Raw genomic sequence first — 19,270 nt, forward strand, 5'->3', positions numbered from 1 at the left:
AAGGCGCTGCCAGTTCAGGCTGGATAAGGCTGACTTTGAAATCGGAGGGGTCATTGACTAGGAAGATTGCGGGCCAACGCGCATAGAAAAGGGTTTCATAAAAATAGTTTGCCATGGTAGCCCATGGGCAGGGGTTCGAAGATCAACTTGCCATATAACGCCGTAGGCCACCTGATCGACTACCGGACCCAGCGCACGTATTTCAAAATAAGTCGTCGACGTGTTTTCGATCTGGCTGGCGGTCAAGGTGCTGGTATCGACGGACTCGGGGCTGGCCAATCTTGCAACAGCCAGCTGATGGGCGCGCGTCACATCGCCTTTGGTCAAAATGGCAAGGACTTCTTCCGATGCCGCCAACGGGTTGACGAGGCCTGGCCCGTTGACGTGCGTTGTCAGCAGTTTTTCGACTCTGGCATACAGGGCGTAATCAACCCCTTCCACGCGCAAGAGGTCTTCTACACCATGAAACTTGCGTGCCTGGCCTTGCGTGTCCCTTATTTCACGGTAAGACACGATTTTCTGCGCCAACTCCGTCGCAGCATCAGCAGGCATGCCCCCGGCGTACCGCAGCATATCGGCCAGAAGCGCGGGCTGCGCATTGTTCAGGTCAATGTAGCCATTCATGGGCACGATCTCGAGGCCCACTGCGGCGTCGAAGATGGTTACGGTCTTGCGCACAATTCCTTTGCTGAGTGCACTTGCATCCCCGACCATGCTGCACAAAACAAGTCGAATGGCCGCTTCGGAGAGGGCGCCCGCACTCAATTTGCTCTTATCTAACATTGCCTGCCGGGTCTCCTGACGGACTTCCTGTAGCAAGGTTCCGACCATAAGGCTCAAGGCGGCAATCAGCCAGAGCACCGCCAAAAGCACGTAGCCCCGGGACTCCTTTGGACGGGCGCGCAGCATCACTTTCCAGCGCCTCCGGTGACAAACCCGCCGCGGCCAGCCTGGCTTTGCAAGGTCGGAAACATGGAGACTACCAGCGGCGGCCAGGCGCCCCATTTGTCACTCCAGCGAAGACGGACCTGTTGCGGGATATCGGTATTTGACTTCCATTGACCCGCCCAATCCAGGGTATCGCCAACCGTGTCCGCACTCGGCTCTGAAGGAACACCTTTAGCTTCCACGCTGAAATCAACGACATCACGCCCCAGGATGTGTTTCTCGCTCTGCGAGAAGTCCGGAAAGGCGGTTTGTGCTTGTGCCGGGACAAAGCGCAAAGTCAAGTCTCTGCCCGTTGCGCTTTCCTCCACAGCGAGTCGAAAGAAAAAACGGCCGGCAGCGCCGTGGCGCGCGGGCATCAGGCCAACCCACTGGATGGCATCGGGGCGCATGGCGAACTGAGGGCGCCTTGACGCGGGCGCCTCCAGATCGGGGACCCGAGTTGCGTCGGCCTGGCCCATGATCTGCTGGAGAAACTGGAGCGTTACACGCATCTGATCGTTGCGCTGGATGCGCTGGCCCACCCGCTCCTCCGACTGCGCCATGGTCCGAAGGGCAGATCCCATGGCCAGCATGACCAGCAGGCTCATGCTGATCACCAGCAGCATTTCAATCAGGGTGAACCCCCGCTGATGCCGGATCACGACGCTGCCTCCTTGGCTGTTGGCTTGCGCTCGGGCAACAGTGTCTGCAGTTGAATTTGCCCCGAATGGGCGGCCTCTCCCCAGCCCACCACCAGGGTCACTTCATGAAGACGTGGGGCGCCGGGAAACTTGGTGGCATCTGTGTAGGGGCGACTTTGTACCTGCCAGGCGAAACCACTTTCAACGCCGGATTCGTTCCAGCCACTCGCGCCCACTGATTCACGAGAGCGCAGCAACCCCTGTGCAACCAGGCTTGCGCGCTGGCGATTTTCGAGGTCGCCCACGCTGCGCACCATGCTGCCCATGGACTTGTAAAGCAAGCCTAACGAGACAGCCAGAATGGCAAAAGCGACCAACAGCTCTATGAGCGAGAAACCGCGTTGACGATTTGGACGGACAGCGCTCACTTGGACAAAGGCTCCAACTCAATCTGGCCTGATATCCAGTCCACGCGCACACGCGTGCCCTCACCGCTTCGCCGAACAATGTCAATGCTGCCCCCGGTAGCACCACCATCGGGCAGGAATTCGATCAGCGCATCCTGGCCGCCCGGTGCAAACTGCTTGTCTCCCACGATCACGCGCATTTCAAGAGAGTCTGGCAACGACTGCTGTTTTTGCACATCCGAGCCGAATTTGCGCTGCAGGAGGTTCACGTGAAAGAAGCTGGAGACACCGAGGGTTGAGGCGCCCACGCGGGCCTTGCGCAGCTCGCCGACCACACTGCGCACCGTGCTGCGATATTGAATCGTTTCCTGGGCTTTACTGAATAGGCTGGGGGCAACGGTCAATGTCAGCCCGGCAATGGCCAAAGCGACCAATAACTCAAGGAGCGTAAATCCGACCTGCCGCCTGCGCCAAAGCAGACCATCCAGCCTGCTGGATGGGTCTGGCTTAAGGCTTGTTGCGGATATCCGCATTCTCGCCTTCACCACCTTGCGCGCCATCGGCGCCCAGACTCAGGAGGTCCACTCCGCCAGTCGGATTGGGGCTGGTAAAGACATAGGGCTTGCCCCAGGGATCCATAGGCGCGCCACCCTTGAGGTAGGGGCCATTCCAGCCATTGGCAGATTGCGGCCGGGTGACCAGTGCGTCCAGGCCTTCCTGTGTTGTGGGATAGCGCCCGACATCCAGCTTGAACAGATCCAGCGACTTCTCAAGATCGGCGATCTGCAGTGCCGCTGTTTTGGATTTGGCCCCACCCAACTGGCTCAACAGCCGCGGCCCGACCAGGCCAGCCAGCATGGTGAGGATGACCAGCACCACCAGAAGCTCAATCAGGGTAAAGCCGGACACTCGGGAATTAAATCGGGGCTTGGGCTGCATGGATGTACCGTTTGGGGGAGGTCGGAAGGGCGCGATTATACGGCGAGGTCATTGACGGAAATGATGCCCAAAAGGATGGAAACAATGATGGATGCGATCATCAGACCGAGCAGCAATATCAACGCGGGCTCGAGCAGGGAAAGACTGCGCTTGATGCCAAGTTCGACATCCCGGTTGTAGATGTGCGCCAACTCCAGCAGCATGGCGCCCAGCCTGCCGGTCTCCTCGCCCACCTTGACCAGATTCATCGCCAGGGGATCAAAGACGCCGCAGGATTGCATGGCCTGCGCCATCTTTCCACCCTCTTTGACGTGCGGCATGATTCCCGCGAGCGCGTTTCTGAGCAGGCCGTTGTCGACGGTTTCAAGGGCAATTTTCAAAGAGCCGATCAGGGGCACCCCATTGCCCAGCAGCGTGCCCAGGGAGCGCGCGTATAGCGTCAGGTTGTATTTGACAACCAGCGGACCCAGTAACGGCAGGCGAAGCACGCGGGACTGCCACCATGAACGGCCGGACGGTGACTGCATCCACCGCCGCAGCCCCCAGCCCAGGCCGACGATGCCGATAAAAATCAACAGCCCATATTCTGAAAACGCATGCGCGATCACCATGATGACGCGCGTAGGCAGGGGCAATGCGTCGCCCATTCCGGAAAAAAGCGCCTCAAACTGTGGCACCACAAACCCCAGCATCGCCAGCAGCGACAGCAGCGCGACGGCCAACAGGATGGCCGGATAGGTCAACGCCGAGATCACGTTTTCGCGTAGGGCACGCAGCCGCTCCATATGTTCGACCAAGCGCTGCAACACCCCGCTCAGCTGGCCACTGGCCTCCCCCGAGCGAATCATGTTGACGTAAAAGTCACTGAAGTTGCCGGGATGCTTGGCCAGTGCGCGGCTCAAGGGCATACCGTTCTTCACATCGGCAAGAATCGCCTCAATCAACGTCACCATGGCGGGCTTGGCATTCATGTCGGCCAATATGCGCAGACTGCGATCCAGCGAAAGCCCGGCCTGCAACATGATGGACAGTTCGGTGGACATGACCAGAATGTCCGACTGCGTTAACCTCGAATCGCGCGGTCTAGACGCTTTGGCAACCAGCGGTGCCCCACTATCGGTTGCACTGGCCGATTCGCCATCAGCCGGTGCGATTTGCAACAGCGTCAGGCCCTGCGCGCGCAATTGGGAGATTGCCAGTGCCTGGCTTGGCGCCTGCAAACTGCCGGAAACAATCGTCGCGTCCGTTTGCGCGGCTTTCCACTTGAACTCAGGCATTGCCGCTGTCCTGCGTCGCTACCAGCAGTTCTTCCAGGCTGGTCAGGCCGGCGGCTACCTTGCGCAAACCATCTTCGTACAGCGTGGCCATACCCGCATTGGCAGCGACTGCATGCAACGCTCCCGTGTCCCCGCCTGCCAGAATCCTGCTTCGGATGGCGTCATCGATCATGAGGAGTTCATGGATGCCGCAACGGCCGGCGTAACCCGTGCCACGACATTGAGGACATCCAACCGCCTTGTACAAAGTAGCGGTGCCCAAGCCCAGTCGCTGCAGTGCTTCCTGGTGCTCCTGGGCCGGCGCAATTTCGTGCGGCGTCTTGCAGTGCACACAAAGCCGACGCACCAGGCGTTGCGACAGCACGCCGTTGAGCGCCGAGGTGATCAGGTAGGGTTCGACGCCCATGTCCTGCAGGCGAACAATCGCGCCAGCGGCGGTGTTGGTATGCAGGGTGGACAGCACCAGATGGCCGGTCAGCGCGGACTGCACCGCAATCTGGGCGGTTTCGCCGTCGCGCATTTCACCGATCATGATGACATCCGGGTCCTGCCGCAGGATGGAGCGCAAGGCGCTAGGGAAAGTCAGTCCGATCTGCGGGTGCACTTGAATCTGGTTGATACCGCTTAACTGGTACTCCACCGGGTCTTCGACCGTAATGATCTTGGACGCATTGGCATCCAGATTGGAAAGCGCCGTGTACAAGGTCGTCGTCTTGCCGGACCCGGTCGGCCCGGTCATCAGCAACACCCCATGCGGGCGGGCCAGCAACTGGTTGAAACGCGCCAGATTCTCGGGCGAGAAGCCCATGGTATCCAGGCTATAGCGCACGCTGGAGCGGTCCAGAACGCGCATTACGATGCTCTCACCGTGCACGGTCGGTGCAGTGGACACCCGCAGGTCGAGCTCCCTACCCTTCACATGGGTCTTGATGCGCCCATCCTGGGGCAAGCGACGTTCCGCAATGTCGAGGTGCGCCATCAATTTGACCCGCGAACTGATCGCTGCGCTGAGCTGCGGAGCCAGAACCTCGGCGGTGTCCAGTACGCCATCCACCCGGTAGCGGACGTGCATGCCGTCGTCAAAAGGCTCCAGGTGGATATCGGACGCATGCAGATCGACAACGCGGCCGATGATCTGGCTGACCAGGCGGATGGTGGGCGCCTCACTGGCGAGGTCGCGCAGGTGCTCCACAAATTCACCGGAGTCCGCATCTGAATCCTCGTTGTCGAGATCTTCGGATTCGGCATCGGTATCCACCGGATTCAGCGCGCGATCAATATCGGAATCCAGCGCAACGCAGGGTGATACCTGGCACCCGGTTGCCATGCCAATCGCCTTCAGCAAAAAAGCGTCCTCGGGATCAGCCAGCGCTACCGTCAACGCAGTGCCATCCAGGCTGATGGGGAATGCGTGGTGCGCGCGCAAAAAATCAATATGGAGACCGGCAACCGTCGGCATGACCTCTGGCAAATTACCACTTTCGATGAACGGTATTCCCAAAACCTCGGCTTTGGTTCGCGCTACATCCAGTTCCGAAACCAGCCCAAGACCCACCAGAACGGCACCCAATTTCCCATTGGTCTCCTCACTCGCTGAGACAGCCCGCTCCAGATCTCTTGCAGAAAGTTTCCCGGACTCCACCAGGCGGCCGCCCAGTTTTGTCAAAAGTTCTTCCCGTGCATTCGAGGGTAGGCTTTTCTCCGTGGTTGCAATCATTGGGTACCTGGGTTGTTTGCTCTTGGGACGTGCGCATCAGCGATGCGACTGTCCGGACACGCTATTTTGGCAGGGCGGACAGCACATCAGACAACAATTTACATTCTTCGTCATTTGATCTATGGGGTCGCACTCTACCCGAAGCATCTCGATGTACCGCTGCGTGGGTCTTTGACAAACCCGCGCCAAGTCTGGTGTACTGCGGCCCCATGCAAACTGCCCTGGTTCTCGTCAATCCCCATGCAGGCGGCGGCCGCGCGGCGCGGCTGGTTCCCAAGATCCGCACCTGGTTACTAACCCATGCGACCCACGCTCGACTGGAAGTCGCCCCCGATATCGCGCAGGCACGGGCGCACATTCGGGCCCTGCCCGCGGCATCGCGCGTGGTGGTGGTCGGTGGTGATGGCACGCTGAACCAGTTGCTGGCCACATTGCTGGAAGGCCAGCATGTATTGGGCCTGGTGCCCTATGGCAGCGGCAATGACTTTGCCCGCGCCCTGGGCCTGCGCGGCTTGGGTTGGGAGAAGTGTTTGGAGCTAGGCCTGAACGCAGAGCCGGGTTTCATGGACGTGGGCATGCTGCATACCGACACGCTGGCCCACCCGTTTGCCTCCAGCCTGACCGTGGGCTTTGACTCGGCGGTGTGCTACCGGGCGCTGGTGGGCCCGCGCTGGTTGCGCGGCACGCCACGCTATCTGCTGGCCACGCTGCGTGAGCTTGCTGCGATGCAAACCTGGGACATGGAGGTCGTGCTGGATGGGAAAACCGTGCACACTGGCTCCACCCTGTTTGCCTCCACACTGAACACACCCACCTATGCCGCAGGCATGCCCGCCGTGCCGCATGCGCTGGCCCACGACGGGCAGCTGGATGCGCTGGTGGCCGGAAAGTTCACGCCGCTGCAGGCGCTGTTGATGCTGCCGCGTCTGCTGATGGGCAAACACCTGTCGCACCCCGCCGTGCACAGCTACCCCTACCGGGCGCTGGAGATCCGTAGCAGGAAGCCGCTCCCCTTGGCCGCAGACGGTGAGTTTCTGGGCAGCGCCACATCCATTCGGATCGAAATCCAGCCCGGCCGACTGCGTGCCGTGGCGTCATCCAGCGGTCACCGCACGCTGGCACAATAGAGCATGGCAACACTACCTCTTTTCATCGCACCCCAACGCTTCACTGACGCCAAAGAAGCGTTGGCACAAGTCAACCGCATTTACGAGGCCGGCATTGCACATCTACGCGATGCGATGCAAAAGTTCGTCGCGGGAGAAATCAATGATGGCCATGTGCGGGCCTGTTACCCGCTGGTGCGCATCCATACTGACACCGTGTTTCGCAGCACCACCCCGGAGAATGCGGGTCTGAGCTTTGGCTTTGTCGCAGGCCCGGGCCGCTTCGAGACCACGCTGACCCGCCCCGACCTGTACCACAACTACTACCTCGAACAATTCAACCTGCTGCTGCAAAACCACCAGGTCGAGTTGGAAGTAGGTACCAGCGCACAGCCTATTCCCGTGCACTTCTCGTTTGCCGAGCACGACCACGTCGAAGGCAATATGAGCGCCCAGCGCCGCACGCTGATGCGCGATGTGTTTGACCTGCCCGACCTGGCAGCGATGGACGATGGCATTGCCAACGGCACTTACGAAGCCAAGCCCGGCGAGCCGCAACCGCTGTCGCTGTTTACGGCGCCGCGGGTGGACTATTCGCTGCACCGGCTGCGCCACTACACCGGCACCTCGCCGCGGGCCTTCCAGAACTTTGTGCTGTTCACCAACTACCAGTTCTATATCGACGAGTTCGTGCGCCTGGGCCACGCCGAGATGGCCAGAGCAGACAGCGAGTACGTAGCCTTCATTGAGCCCGGCAACGTCATCACCCGACGCACCGGCCTGTCCGCTGAGGCTGGTGATGCACTGGGCGCGGCACCGCCGCGCCTGCCGCAAATGCCTGCCTACCACCTGGTGCGCGCAGACAACGCAGGCATCACCATGGTCAACATCGGTGTGGGCCCGGCCAACGCCAAGACCATCACCGACCACATCGCCGTGCTGCGGCCCCACGCCTGGATCATGCTGGGCCATTGCGCTGGCCTGCGCAACAGCCAGCAACTAGGCGACTACGTGCTGGCCCACGGCTATGTGCGCGAAGACCATGTGCTGGACGAAGAGCTGCCGCTGTGGGTACCGATCCCGGCGCTGGCCGAAATTCAGGTGGCGCTGCAGCAGGCGGTGGCTGATGTCACACAGGTCAAGGGCGCAGCGCTGAAGAGCATCATGCGCACCGGCACCGTGGCGTCTACCGATAACCGCAACTGGGAGCTGCTTCCCGACAACACGCCGCAGCGCCGCTTCAGCCAGAGCCGCGCAGTTGCGCTGGACATGGAAAGCGCCACGATTGCCGCCAATGGTTTCCGCTTCCGCGTGCCGTACGGAACGCTCTTGTGCGTGAGCGACAAGCCGCTGCACGGCGAGATCAAGCTGCCCGGCATGGCCAACCATTTCTACCGCGAGCGCGTCGACCAGCATTTGCGCATCGGCATCCGTGCGGTGGAGCTGTTGCGGGCCCAGGGTGGCGATCAACTGCACAGTCGCAAGCTGCGCAGTTTTGCCGAAGTTGCCTTCCAATAGGAGGTAAATTGGCCCGGAAGGCGCATAGAACGTGCGTGAGCAGCTACTGATTTAATAGCAAATCAGACTCAACCGTTTCGGCCAGCAAGGCCTCCTGGCTTTGCTGGCGCAGCCGCAAGGCGCTCGGGCTGCAGCCAAACCAGCGGTGGCAACTGCGCGTGAGCGCGGCCTGCTCTGCGTAGCCCACCATCAACGCGATCTGCGCCAGACTGGGGCGACTGGGCTGCATCAGCAGCTCGACAAACCGGTCGCGGCGCTCGGCGTCCAGCAAGAGATCAAAGCGCTCGCCCTCGGCCAGCAATCTGCGCTGCAAGGTCTTGGCATGCATGGCCAGAGCGGCAGCGATGCCGCCTTGCGTCGCCCGACCCACACCCATCAGCTGGCGCGCCAGCACCCGCACACGGTCGGAGATCAGTTGCCCGGACACCCCAAAGTTCTGCTCGATGTAGCGCTTGGCCATTTGCAGCATCACTGCGTTGCGCTCGGGCAGCGCCAGCGTCAGGTCACTGGCTGCAATGCGGACGGCCGCAAACGGCATGTCAAAGCGGCACTCGCAAGGCATGTAGCGCGCATAGTGCGCCACCGTGCTCATGCGCGCATGCGGCGCCGTGATCAGCAGCGGCCGGATTTGCCCTTTGCTCAGCCAGCGCAGCACCTGGGCCACGGCGAACAACACGTACTCGGTGGTTTGGACGCAGTTCTTCTGGCCGCTTGCGTTGACGATCAACGTCAGGTCCACCAGCTCCGGATGCTCCGCCACCGGCGTCAATGAGGCGCGCATCGCCGGGCTGAACACATAGCCGTACTGCGCGCCCATGGCCAGCGCCTCATTCAAGGTATTGGCATACCGCATCAGCACCGTGAGCGGGCCTTCGATAAACGCCTCCTGGTAGCCCGCCAGCCGCAGCCCCAGGTCAGCGCATTGGCCCGCCTCCGCAGTGTTCTCCAGCAGACGGATAAAGGCCAAGTAGGAAATGAAATTGTCGGTTGCGACCAGCGTTTCGGGCGGCAGATCCACACGCGCCAACTGCGCGATGGGGTCCACGCCCACGGAACGGGCAGCAGCTTCATAGCCTTGCAGAGCCACCGCGCGAATCAGGGAAGTCATATTTCAATTGTGCCCGCCTACACTTGGCTACATGAGCGAAACTGCAGCCACACCCCTCCCCTCCCTGCGCGCCTACCCCGCCTTCATGCGCTTCTGGATCGCGCGGCTGGGCGCGGTGACGGCCAGCCAGATGCTGATGGTGGCGGTGGCCTGGCACATGTACGACATCACCGGCAGCGCCTGGGATCTGGGTCTTGTGGGACTGTTCCAGTTTGTGCCGGCACTGGTGTTCACATTGCCCGCTGGGCACGTGGCGGACCGGTACCACCGGGGCCGGATATTTGCTGGCTGCCTGTTTCTGCAATCGGTTGTTGCGATCACGCTGGTGGTGGCAACCCATAACAACTTTGTCACGCGCGAATTGATCCTGGGTATCTCAATCCTGTTGGGCATTGCGCGCGCGTTTCAGATGCCCGCACAGCAAGCCTTGACGCCGCTACTGGTGCCGCAAGCCCTGTTGCAGCGCGCGGTGGCGATGAGCAGCACCGGCATGCAGGCGGCCATCATCTGTGGCCCGGCCTTGGGCGGCGTGTTGTACACAACGGGCGCCAACACGGTGTATTGGACCTGCTCCATCACGCTGCTGCTGTCTATGGCGTTGGCCCTGGGCATCCGGTATCTGCACAACCCTGCCGCGCTGGCCGTGACGTGGAAGACAGTGCTGGCCGGGTTTCACTTCGTCTGGAACCACAAGCTGCTGCTGGGCGCGACATCGCTGGATCTGTTCGCCGTATTGCTGGGCGGTGCTACTGCACTGCTGCCGATTTATGCGCGCGACATCCTGCACATTGGCCCAGTTGGGCTGGGCGTGTTGCGCGGCGCGCCCGCCGTGGGCGCGTTGTTGATGTCCGCAGCGCTGATGCGCTGGCCTATGCGCCGCCATGTCGGGCACCGGTTGCTAGGCGCCGTCATCGTGTTTGGCATCGCCACCGTGGTCTTCGGCCTGTCGGAACACTTCATGCTGTCACTGATCGCGCTGGTCGTTACCGGCGCGGCCGACAGCATCAGCGTGATCACCCGCTCTACGCTGGTGCAACTGGAAACGCCGGATGAGATGCGTGGCCGCGTGTCGGCGGTGAACTCCATCTTCATTGGCGCATCGAACCAGTTAGGTGAATTTGAATCCGGCGCTACCGCCGCCGCATTTGGCGCGGTGGGTTCGGTGGTGGCGGGCGGGCTGGGCACCATTCTGATCGCCAGCGCCTGGTTCAAATTGTTCCCGTCACTGGCGCAGCGGGATCGAATGGAGCCCAACTAAGTCACCAGATTTTGCAGGGTTTCGTAGAGGTCATTGCAGAACCGGGCTTGCACGAAAACGCCTTGCCGAACTCCGGCAGGTTCACCACCACGCCATTGACGCGGTACTTGCCGGGCGAGTGCGGGTCGGTCGCCGCATGTACGCGCAGCGCCTCCGGGCGGCTGCTCTCGCAGGCCCATTGCGCAAAGCCGACAAAGAAACGTTGATCGGGCGTCAGGCCATCGCGGTTTTCCAGCGTCTGGCCGGCAGTCTGTACCTTCCACGCGGTCCACGCCAGCACCATGCCGCCCAAGTCGGCCAGGTCTTCGCCCAAGGTCAGCTTGCTGTTGATCTTGATGTTGTCGACCACCGTGTACTTGGCGAACTGATTGACCACGCACTGCGCGCGCTGCTGAAACTTCTTGTTGTCCGCATCGGACCACCAGTTTTTGAGATTGCCCTTGGCATCGAACTGGCGGCCCTCGTCGTCAAAGCCGTGGATCAGCTCGTGGCCAATCGTGCCGCCTGTGTTGCCGTAGCCCGGTGCGTCATCCATCTTCGGGTCGAACAGCGGCGGCTGCAACACGCCCGCGGGGAAGTTGATGTCATTCATCTGCGCGTTGAAATACGCGTTGACGGTAGGCGGCGTCATGCCCCATTCGCCGCGGTCCAGCGGCTTGCCGATCTTGTTGAAGCGGCGGCGCATTTCAAACTGGGTGGCGCGTTCCACGTTGCCGTAAAAATCGTCGCGTGCAACGACTACGCTGCTGTAATCGCGCCACTGGTCGGGGTAGCCAATCTTGTTGACGACAGTCTTGAGTTTCTCGATCGCCTTTTCCTTGGTCTTGGGGCTCATCCAGTCGAGGCTCGCCAGGTCGTCGTGCATGGCCTGCTCGATCTGCTCGGTCATCTTTAGCGTGCGGGCTTTGAGCTCCGGGCCAAACGCGCGGTCGACAAACTCCTGCCCCATGGCTTCGCCAAGCTGCACATCCACCAAGCCCACGCAACGCTTCCAGCGCGGCTGCAGCTTGGGCGTGCCCATCAGGGTGTTGCCGAAGAATGCGAAGTCGGTGTTGACGAACTTGTCAGACAACGACGAAGCCTGCGCGTGCACGGCATGCCAACGCAGGTAGAGCTTGATGTCGTCCAGCTTGGCTGCCTGCCAGTGGCGCGCCAGTGCCTTGAAGAAGGCGGGTTCGGTGACGTTCACATCGGCGTCCGCGTTCAACTGCAGCGCCGCCAGATAGGTCTTCCAGTCAAAGCCTGGTGTCAGCGCCTGCAGCTTCGCCAGGTTCATCTTGTGGAACAGCTTGTACGGGTCGCGTTTGTCCACCGGCGACAGCGAGGCGCGCGCGAGTTCGGTTTCGATTTTCAGAATCACGGCCGCGTTCTGTTTGGCAACCGCGGTGCTTTCGCCCAGCAGCTCCAGCATCTGTGCCACATGCGCAACGTACTGCGCACGCAGTTTGACCGAACGCTTGTCTGTCTTCAGGTAATAGTCGCGCTCCGGCAGGCTCAAGCCGCCGCCGCTGGCAAATGCAATGACCTGCGATGAGTCGGCGTAGTCCTGCTCTGCGCCCATGCTGAAGTAGAAGCCACCATCACCAGTGGTCAGGTGCAAAGCAGCCAGCAAAGTAGGCAACTCGTCTTTGGTTTTGATCGCATCAATGCGGGTCAACAGCGCCTGCATAGGCTGTGCGCCGCGCTGGTCAATCTGGGGCTCGTTCATGCAGGCGGCGTAGTAGTCGCCAATCTTTTGCTGGTTGGCCGTGTTGCCGGATGTCCTCTTCGACAGGCCATCCAGAATGCCCCACAGGAAGCGCTGGTTGTCCTGGTAGAGCTTGCCGTACACGCTCCAGTTGGACTGGTCCGCCGGGATCGGGTTGTTCTTGATCCAGCCGCCGCAGCTGTATTGGTAAAAGTCATTGCACGGGTCGGCCGTCTTGTCCATCGCGGAGACATCCAGCCCTGGCGTGTAAGGAAATTCGGTCAGCGGCGTGTCTGTGCTGTCGGGTACAGACTGGGCGCCTGCAACGGCAAACCATAACAGCGAAGGGGCAATCAACAAGGTAAGCAAAGCACGGCGCACGGCAGGTCTCCGGATTTTCTAAACGTGCTCCATTGTCCATGGAATAGCTCTGCGTATCGCGCGCGGGTTACTGCTGTTGACATGCCTTGCAGCGCTGCTTGTAATGACCGCTCACCATCCCTATTCACCGCGCCGTGATTGGCGCAAACAAGGAGATTGCTATGCGCTTCAGCGTCAAACGTGCTTTTGTAGGTGGCTTGTTGATAGTGGCGACTGGCGGCGCATTTGCGCAAGCCTCTGGCCTGACACGCACCGTCGTCGGCAAGGCCGACGTCTCTGTCCCCGGCCGCGAAGCCGTGGTGGCGCGCGTGGATGTTGCGCCCGGTGGCGTGGCAGGTTGGCACAGCCACCCCGGCGACGAAATCAGCTATGTGCTGGAAGGCGAAGTCACACTGCTGATGGCGGGACAAGCGCCTCGCAAGGTCGTGGCAGGTGAGTCGTTCGTCGTGCCCGGCGGCACCGTGCACAACGCAATGAACAGCACCGCCACGCCGGTCAAGCTGGTAGGCGTGTATGTGGTTGAGAAGGGCAAGCCGCTGGCGGCGCCTGCGGCAGACCCCACAGCAGCAAAGTAGTCCACCATGATGAACAAGAACACGATTTGCCTTTGGTACGACGGCACGGCGCTGGAAGCCGCAGAGTTCTACGCCAAAACATTTTCAGACAGCAAGGTGAACGCGGTGTATCGCGCTCCCGGCGACTATCCAGATGGCAAACAGGGCGACGTGCTGACCGTCGATTTCACTGTGCTGGGCATCCCATGCATAGGCCTGAATGGCGGACCCATATTCAAACACTCCGAGGCCTTTTCGTTCCAGGTTGCGACCGACGACCAGGCAGAGACGGACCGTTTGTGGAACGCGATTGTTGGCAACGGCGGCCAGGAGAGCCAATGCGGCTGGTGCAAGGACAAATGGGGGCTTTCCTGGCAGATCACGCCGCGCGTGTTGACGGCGGCGATTTCCAACCCGGACCCTGCTGCCGCGAAGCGTGCGTTTCAGGCCATGATGGAGATGAGAAAGATCGATATCGCAAAGATTGAGGCGGCCCTGCGCGGCTGATGTCCTGCGCTAACATTTGGGGATGCATCGTTTTGTTGTCTTGCTTGTGTGGAGTCTCGGTCTCGTAACACTACCGCTCGCGGCCTGGGCCCAGGCCTCGCAAGATGATCCTCCTGTTGGTGAAGGAACGGCCGAAGCCGTGGTGGTGACTGCCGACAAGGAGTTCAACTTCTGGACCAGCTACCGGGCCATCCATGCCGGGCTGATTGCGATGCGGGACCAACAGGCCAAGTTGGCACCGAATGCCAGCATCAGCTTCCACGTTGTCGCGACTGGGTCATCGGCCACAGCGGGCAAGCGCATCAGTGTTTCCCTTGTCTCCGATGAACGCGAACTGCTTGTAACCGAAGACGGACGACAGTCTTTCCTGTTTCCGATAGACGATGCGCTTGCCAAACAATCCGCCAACGTCGTCATTGCCGGCGCTGGGCCCAACCCGGCAATTCGGATCACTGTGTCCCCTGCCAACCCCGACCAAATTGCTGGCTTACGCCTGGGAGACGCGCGCTTGATTTGCGCGTTCATGACCACCGCACTCAAGGAGGCCTCAACGGGGTTCTCCTGGCTGAGCCGAAGCATTTTCGGAAAGGTCGCCTGCCACCTGCCGCTAGATGCCAATCCGCAAACGCATCAGGTTTTTGTCACCAAGAACGGCAAGCGTAAAGACGTGGCCATTGCACCGCGCAACGGGGTGTACTACATACCCACTTTCAGCATCTATAGCGATGATGTGATGATCGAGACAAGGCCTATCGTCGCCACGGAAGCTGCGCACTAGCCGCTGCAAAAAATGCCCGGTACGTAAAGGCGAGAATAGGGCATGTCTGCTTTCCGTTTTTCATCTGCACCCTGCTGGCTTCTGACGCTGGCGCTGGTGGGTTGTGCCTCCACCCCGGCTATCACTCCGCCGTCTGCGCCACCACAGGCGCTGCCATTGCAACAGCCCGCGGCGGTGCCGGTCGCGAGCCCTGCCTCTGCGCCAGAGGCCGTGACGGAAACCAAATCAACAGACTTTGCCAACTGGGTTGCCAGCTTTCGCGCCAGCGCACGCGCCGCAGGCATCAACGAGGCAACCTTAGGCGCCGCGTTCGATGGCATCCAGGAGTTGCCACGCGTCGTTGAACTGGACCGCTCGCAGCCCGAACTCACCCGCGCGGTGTGGGACTACCTGGACAGCGCGGTGTCACCCACCCGCGTCACGCGCGGCCAGACCAAGTTAAGTGAGTTGCGCGCACTGGCGGATGCGGCCGCAGCGCGCTATGGCGTGCCTGCCAGCATTCTCGTAGCCATCTGGGGCCTGGAGAGCAATTACGGCAGCAACTACGGCGACATCTCCACGATTGCTGCGCTGGCGACGCTGGGCTTTGAAGGCCGGCGCGAAAGCTGGGCGCGCGGCCAGTTGCTGGCGGCCCTGAAGATTTTGCAAAACGGCGATATCGACCGTGACCACATGATTGGCTCCTGGGCTGGCGCCATGGGCCAGACACAGTTCCTGCCAACCACCTACCTCGCCTACGCCATCGATGCGGACGGCGACGGACGGCGCGACATCTGGGGCAGCATGGCCGATGTGCTGGCGTCGACGGCGAATTTTCTGGCGCGCTCAGGCTGGCAGCCTGGTCAGCCGTGGGGCACCGAGGTGCGCTTACCGCGGGGATTCGATATAGTGCGCGCGGACCCGGCGGTGCGCCAATCCAGCGCGCAATGGGCAGCGGAAGGTGTGCAGACTGCGAGTGGTGCGCCCTTGCCAGCGCTCAGTGATGCCTACCTCCTGCTGCCCGCAGGTGCACGCGGGCCCGCCTTTGTCGTGGGGCCAAACTTTCGGACCATCCTGCGCTACAACAATGCGACCAGCTACGCGCTGGCGGTCAGTTTGCTGGCGCAGCTGCTGGACAATGGACCGGGTGTACAGGCTGCATGGCCGCGCGATCTGCAGATGCTGACGCGCAGCCAGTTGCAGACTTTGCAGACGGCGCTGAATGCGCGTGGCTTTGCGACGGGCACGCCGGACGGCATCATGGGACCGGCAACGCGCGAAGGAATTCGGCGTTACCAGCGCTCCATCAACCTGCCGGCCGATGGCTATCCGACCCTGGATTTGCTTCTGGGGCTGCAGGCCCCCTAAAGTCTGTTCTAGGCCACGCGCGGTTTGACTTTGCTGGCAGCCAGCTTGGCCTGTTTGCGCGCCACTTCCACGTCCGCATCAAACACCAGCGCCACGCCCATGCGGCGCTTGACGAAGCTCTCGGGCTTACCGAACAGACGGATGTCGGAGTTGGGCACTTGCAAGGCTTCAGCCACACCGTCAAACACAATGCCCTTGGCCTCGACGCCGCCGTAGATCACGGCGCTAGCGCCGGGGCTCTTCAATGCGGTGTTGACCGGCAGGCCGAGGATCGCGCGGGCGTGCAGTTCAAACTCGTTTTGCCACTGCGTAATCATTGTGACCATGCCGGTGTCATGCGGTCGCGGGCTCACTTCGCTGAACCAGACGTTTTCGCCCTTCACAAACAACTCCACACCAAACAGACCCATGCCAGCGGGCTTGCCGTCCAGCCCTTGGCCCAGGTTGTCGGTCACCGTCTTCGCAATATGTTGCGCGCGCTCCAGCGCCTTGGGGTGCATGGGGTGTGGCTGCCAGCTTTCCACGTAGTCGCCCGCGACCTGCACATGGCCCACGGGGTCGCAGAAATGCGTCTGGATGCTGCCGTCGGCCGCGCGGGCGCGCACCGTCAGCAAGGTGATCTCGTAATCAAAATCGATAAAATCTTCAACGATCACGCGGCCATGGCTCACACGGCCTCCGGCCATGGCGTAGTCCCAGGCCTTTTGCACATCGGCTGGGCCATCGATCTTGCTCTGGCCTTTGCCAGAGCTGCTCATCACGGGCTTGACGATGCAGGGGTAACCAATGCCGCCATCAATCGCGGCTTGCAGCTCGGCCAGCGAATCGCAAAATTTGTACGGACTGGTGGGCAGGCTCAGGGTTTCGGCGGCCAGGCGGCGGATGCCTTCGCGGTCCATCGTCAGGCGGGCGGCGCGGGCAGTGGGGACGACTTTGACAACGCCTGCCGCTTCCAGCTCCTGCAGCATGGGTGTGGCAATGGCTTCAATCTCGGGCACGACCCAATCCGGCTTTTCTTTCTCAATCAGTGCTTTGAGCTGCGCCGGGTCACTCATGGTGATGGTGCGCGCGTGGTGCGCGACCTGCTGGCCCGGTGCGTTCTCGTAGCGGTCTACCGCAATGGTTTCCACACCCAGGCGCTGCAGCGCGATCAGCACTTCCTTGCCCAGTTCTCCGCTGCCCAACAGCATGACTTTGGTGGCTTGGGGGGTGTTGGGGGTTCCGAAGGTAGTCATGGCGGGGTCCGAAAAATGAAGGGGATGGGAAAGGCGACAAGTGTAATTCGGGGCAGTTGCGCCACAATGGCAGCATGTCACTCCAGCCCTCCTCTCTGCCTGCTTCAGAGCCCCTGCTGCGGGCCAGCCACTTGTCCAAACGCTATGGCGAGGCCGAGGTCGTCAGCGACCTGTCGTTCGAGATTGCGCCGGGTGAATGCCTGGGCGTGATTGGCCCGAACGGCGCGGGCAAGACCACGACGATACGCATGCTGCTCGGGCTGACCACACCCGATGGCGGCAGCATCCACGCTTTAGGCCTGCAGATGCCGCAGGACGCGCTGGCGATCAAGGCGCAGCTGGGCGTGGTGAGCCAGATGGATACGCTGGACCCGGATTTCAGTTGCGCGGAGAACCTGCTGGTCTATGGCCGTTACTTCGGCCTGAAAGACGCAGAGATCAAGGCGCGCATTCCGCAGTTGCTGGAGTTCGCTTCGCTGACCAGCAAATCCAGCGCGAAACCGGGTGAATTGTCAGGCGGCATGAAGCGGCGGCTGTCGCTGGCCCGCGCGCTGGTGAATGACCCCAAGCTATTGCTACTGGACGAGCCCACGACCGGGCTGGACCCGCAGGCGCGGCACCTGATGTGGGAGCGGTTGCAGTTGCTGTTGCAACAGGGCAAGTCGATCTTGCTGACCACGCACTTCATGGACGAGGCCGAGCGCCTGTGTTCACGCCTGTTGGTGCTGGACCATGGCAAGAAAATTGCCGAAGGCAAGCCGCGCGATCTGATTGCCGAGCATCTGGAGCCGGATGTGGTGGAGGTGTACGGCGTGGGCGCGCTGGCGCTGGTGGACGGTCCGCTGCGCGCGCATGCGTCACGCGTGGAGGTCAGTGGCGAGACGGTGTTCTTCTACACGGCCAACGCCAGCACGCTGTTGCAGGCCCTTGCTGGCAACCACCAGTTACGTACGCTGCACCGACCTGCCAACCTGGAAGACCTGTTCCTGAAACTCACCGGGCGGCAAATCCGCGAAGAAGCCTGATTGGAGATGCTATGAAAACAGGAGCTGCTTACGCACAATCCACGGGCACTACAGGCCAAAATCTCTCTGTATGGCGAGCCCCACAACTCTCCATGCGCTTCTGGCCGGTGTTCCTGCGCAACCTGCTGGTCTGGCGCAAGTTGGCGATTCCCAGCCTGGTCGGCAACATCGCCGAGCCGCTGATGTGGTTGGTCGCGTTTGGCTACGGCATGGGCGCGCTGGTGGGCAAGGTCAGCGTGGATGGCACGCAGGTGCCCTACATCCTGTTCCTGGCCAGCGGGTCGATCTGCATGAGCGCAATGAACGCGGCGTCGTTCGAGGCGCTGTACTCCGCGTTCTCGCGCATGCATGTGCAAAAGACCTGGGACGGCATCATGAATGCGCCGGTCGGGCTGGACGATATCGTGCTGGCCGAGATGCTGTGGGCGGCGTTCAAGTCGCTGTTCACGGTGACGGCGATTCTGGGCGTGATGCTGGCGCTGCAGATCAGCCACTCTCCCAAACTGCTGGTGGCGTGGCCCATCTTGCTGGGCGTAGGCATTACCTTCAGTTGCATGGCGCTGGTGTTCAACGCGCTGGCCAAAGGCTACGATTTCTTCACCTATTACTTCACGCTGTTCCTGACACCGATGATGTTTCTCTCCGGCATCTTCTTTCCACTAGAGCAACTGCCTTACGCCGTGCGCATCGTGGCCGACTGGTTGCCGCTATCCAGCGCGGTGGCGCTGGTGCGACCGCTGTTCATGGACCAGTGGCCGCCTGATGCTCTGCGCCATGGGTTGGTGCTGATCGCGTTTACCGTCGTGTCGTTCTGGGTCGCACTGGCGCTGACGCGAAAACGGTTTGCACGCTAGGAGC

The 19,270-nt window shown here is 61.3% G+C and carries 18 protein-coding genes and 1 pseudogene; 9 read left to right on the top strand and 10 right to left on the bottom strand.

The window, feature by feature from the left end:
- Nucleotides 1-57: 57 nt before the first annotated feature.
- Genes AC1DV6_RS02610 through AC1DV6_RS02640 form a run of 7 tightly spaced genes read right to left on the bottom strand, consistent with a single transcriptional unit; the run spans nt 58 to nt 5,908 of the window.
- The gene (locus tag AC1DV6_RS02610) at nt 58-909 is read right to left on the bottom strand and encodes a type II secretion system protein GspK (RefSeq protein ID WP_477974820.1); all 852 of its coding nucleotides are present in this window, start codon (nt 907-909) and stop codon (nt 58-60) included.
- A complete protein-coding gene (locus AC1DV6_RS02615) occupies nt 909-1,589 on the bottom strand; it encodes a prepilin-type N-terminal cleavage/methylation domain-containing protein (protein ID WP_477974822.1) in 681 nt (226 codons plus the stop codon). Before AC1DV6_RS02615 ends, AC1DV6_RS02610 begins: the two co-directional genes overlap by 1 nt.
- The gene (locus AC1DV6_RS02620) at nt 1,586-1,996 is read right to left on the bottom strand and encodes a type II secretion system protein (protein WP_477974824.1); all 411 of its coding nucleotides are present in this window, start codon (nt 1,994-1,996) and stop codon (nt 1,586-1,588) included. Before AC1DV6_RS02620 ends, AC1DV6_RS02615 begins: the two co-directional genes overlap by 4 nt.
- Complete coding sequence (locus AC1DV6_RS02625; protein ID WP_477974826.1) at nt 1,993-2,508, bottom strand: prepilin-type N-terminal cleavage/methylation domain-containing protein; 516 nt, start codon at nt 2,506-2,508, stop codon at nt 1,993-1,995. The genes AC1DV6_RS02620 and AC1DV6_RS02625 overlap by 4 nt, the downstream gene beginning before the upstream one ends.
- Complete coding sequence (gene gspG / locus AC1DV6_RS02630) at nt 2,483-2,914, bottom strand: type II secretion system major pseudopilin GspG (protein ID WP_477974827.1); 432 nt, start codon at nt 2,912-2,914, stop codon at nt 2,483-2,485. The genes AC1DV6_RS02625 and gspG overlap by 26 nt, the downstream gene beginning before the upstream one ends.
- 35 nt (nt 2,915-2,949) lie before the next feature.
- A complete protein-coding gene (locus AC1DV6_RS02635; protein WP_477974829.1) occupies nt 2,950-4,191 on the bottom strand; it encodes a type II secretion system F family protein in 1,242 nt (413 codons plus the stop codon).
- On the bottom strand, nt 4,184-5,908 hold the full coding sequence (locus AC1DV6_RS02640; RefSeq protein ID WP_477974831.1) for a GspE/PulE family protein: 1,725 nt from the start codon (nt 5,906-5,908) through the stop codon (nt 4,184-4,186). The genes AC1DV6_RS02635 and AC1DV6_RS02640 overlap by 8 nt, the downstream gene beginning before the upstream one ends.
- Before the next feature lie 209 nt (nt 5,909-6,117).
- On the opposite strand from AC1DV6_RS02640, the gene AC1DV6_RS02645 reads away from it, so the two are divergent.
- Both AC1DV6_RS02645 and AC1DV6_RS02650 read left to right on the top strand, forming a co-directional pair.
- A complete protein-coding gene (locus AC1DV6_RS02645; protein ID WP_477974833.1) occupies nt 6,118-7,035 on the top strand; it encodes a diacylglycerol/lipid kinase family protein in 918 nt (305 codons plus the stop codon).
- A gap of 3 nt (nt 7,036-7,038) precedes the next feature.
- Complete coding sequence (locus AC1DV6_RS02650) at nt 7,039-8,532, top strand: AMP nucleosidase (protein WP_477974835.1); 1,494 nt, start codon at nt 7,039-7,041, stop codon at nt 8,530-8,532.
- A gap of 43 nt (nt 8,533-8,575) precedes the next feature.
- Here AC1DV6_RS02650 and AC1DV6_RS02655 read toward each other — a convergent pair whose 3' ends face one another.
- Nucleotides 8,576-9,640: an AraC family transcriptional regulator gene (locus AC1DV6_RS02655; RefSeq protein WP_477974837.1), complete on the bottom strand. Its 1,065-nt coding sequence runs from the start codon at nt 9,638-9,640 to the stop codon at nt 8,576-8,578.
- A 31-nt stretch (nt 9,641-9,671) separates the two neighbouring features.
- Between AC1DV6_RS02655 and AC1DV6_RS02660 the strand changes: the two genes are divergently transcribed.
- Nucleotides 9,672-10,898 carry an MFS transporter gene (locus AC1DV6_RS02660; RefSeq protein WP_477974839.1) on the top strand — a complete coding sequence of 409 codons (1,227 nt, stop codon included), beginning with the start codon at nt 9,672-9,674 and terminating at the stop codon, nt 10,896-10,898.
- Nucleotide 10,899: 1 nt separating this feature from the next.
- On the opposite strand, the gene AC1DV6_RS02665 is transcribed toward AC1DV6_RS02660, so the two are convergent.
- A complete protein-coding gene (locus AC1DV6_RS02665; protein ID WP_477974841.1) occupies nt 10,900-12,966 on the bottom strand; it encodes a M13 family metallopeptidase in 2,067 nt (688 codons plus the stop codon).
- A gap of 161 nt (nt 12,967-13,127) precedes the next feature.
- On the opposite strand from AC1DV6_RS02665, the gene AC1DV6_RS02670 reads away from it, so the two are divergent.
- From AC1DV6_RS02670 to AC1DV6_RS02685, 4 genes are read left to right on the top strand one after another with little or no spacing between them, the layout of a single operon-like run.
- Nucleotides 13,128-13,541, top strand: a complete 414-nt coding sequence (locus AC1DV6_RS02670; RefSeq protein ID WP_477974843.1) for a cupin domain-containing protein — start codon at nt 13,128-13,130, stop codon at nt 13,539-13,541.
- 6 nt (nt 13,542-13,547) lie between these two features.
- Nucleotides 13,548-14,027: a VOC family protein gene (locus AC1DV6_RS02675; protein ID WP_477974845.1), complete on the top strand. Its 480-nt coding sequence runs from the start codon at nt 13,548-13,550 to the stop codon at nt 14,025-14,027.
- Nucleotides 14,028-14,049: 22 nt separating this feature from the next.
- Nucleotides 14,050-14,805 carry a hypothetical protein gene (locus AC1DV6_RS02680; RefSeq protein WP_477974847.1) on the top strand — a complete coding sequence of 252 codons (756 nt, stop codon included), beginning with the start codon at nt 14,050-14,052 and terminating at the stop codon, nt 14,803-14,805.
- Between the two features lie 42 nt (nt 14,806-14,847).
- On the top strand, nt 14,848-16,152 hold the full coding sequence (locus tag AC1DV6_RS02685) for a lytic murein transglycosylase (protein ID WP_477974849.1): 1,305 nt from the start codon (nt 14,848-14,850) through the stop codon (nt 16,150-16,152).
- An 8-nt stretch (nt 16,153-16,160) separates the two neighbouring features.
- Here the strand turns inward: AC1DV6_RS02685 and purT are convergent, their stop codons facing one another.
- Nucleotides 16,161-17,387 (bottom strand): formate-dependent phosphoribosylglycinamide formyltransferase, encoded by a 1,227-nt coding sequence (gene purT, locus AC1DV6_RS02690; protein WP_477974851.1) that lies wholly within the window; start codon nt 17,385-17,387, stop codon nt 16,161-16,163.
- Nucleotides 17,388-17,560: 173 nt separating this feature from the next.
- Here purT and AC1DV6_RS02695 point away from each other — a divergent pair.
- Together AC1DV6_RS02695 and AC1DV6_RS02700 are read left to right on the top strand one after the other, a co-directional pair.
- Nucleotides 17,561-18,412 (top strand): annotated as a pseudogene (locus AC1DV6_RS02695) (ATP-binding cassette domain-containing protein); the annotation flags it as partial.
- An 11-nt stretch (nt 18,413-18,423) separates the two neighbouring features.
- A complete protein-coding gene (locus AC1DV6_RS02700) occupies nt 18,424-19,266 on the top strand; it encodes an ABC transporter permease (RefSeq protein WP_477974853.1) in 843 nt (280 codons plus the stop codon).
- Nucleotides 19,267-19,270: the final 4 nt, after the last annotated feature.

The sequence above is a fragment of the Rhodoferax sp. P2_H8_2 genome, from assembly GCF_056403235.1.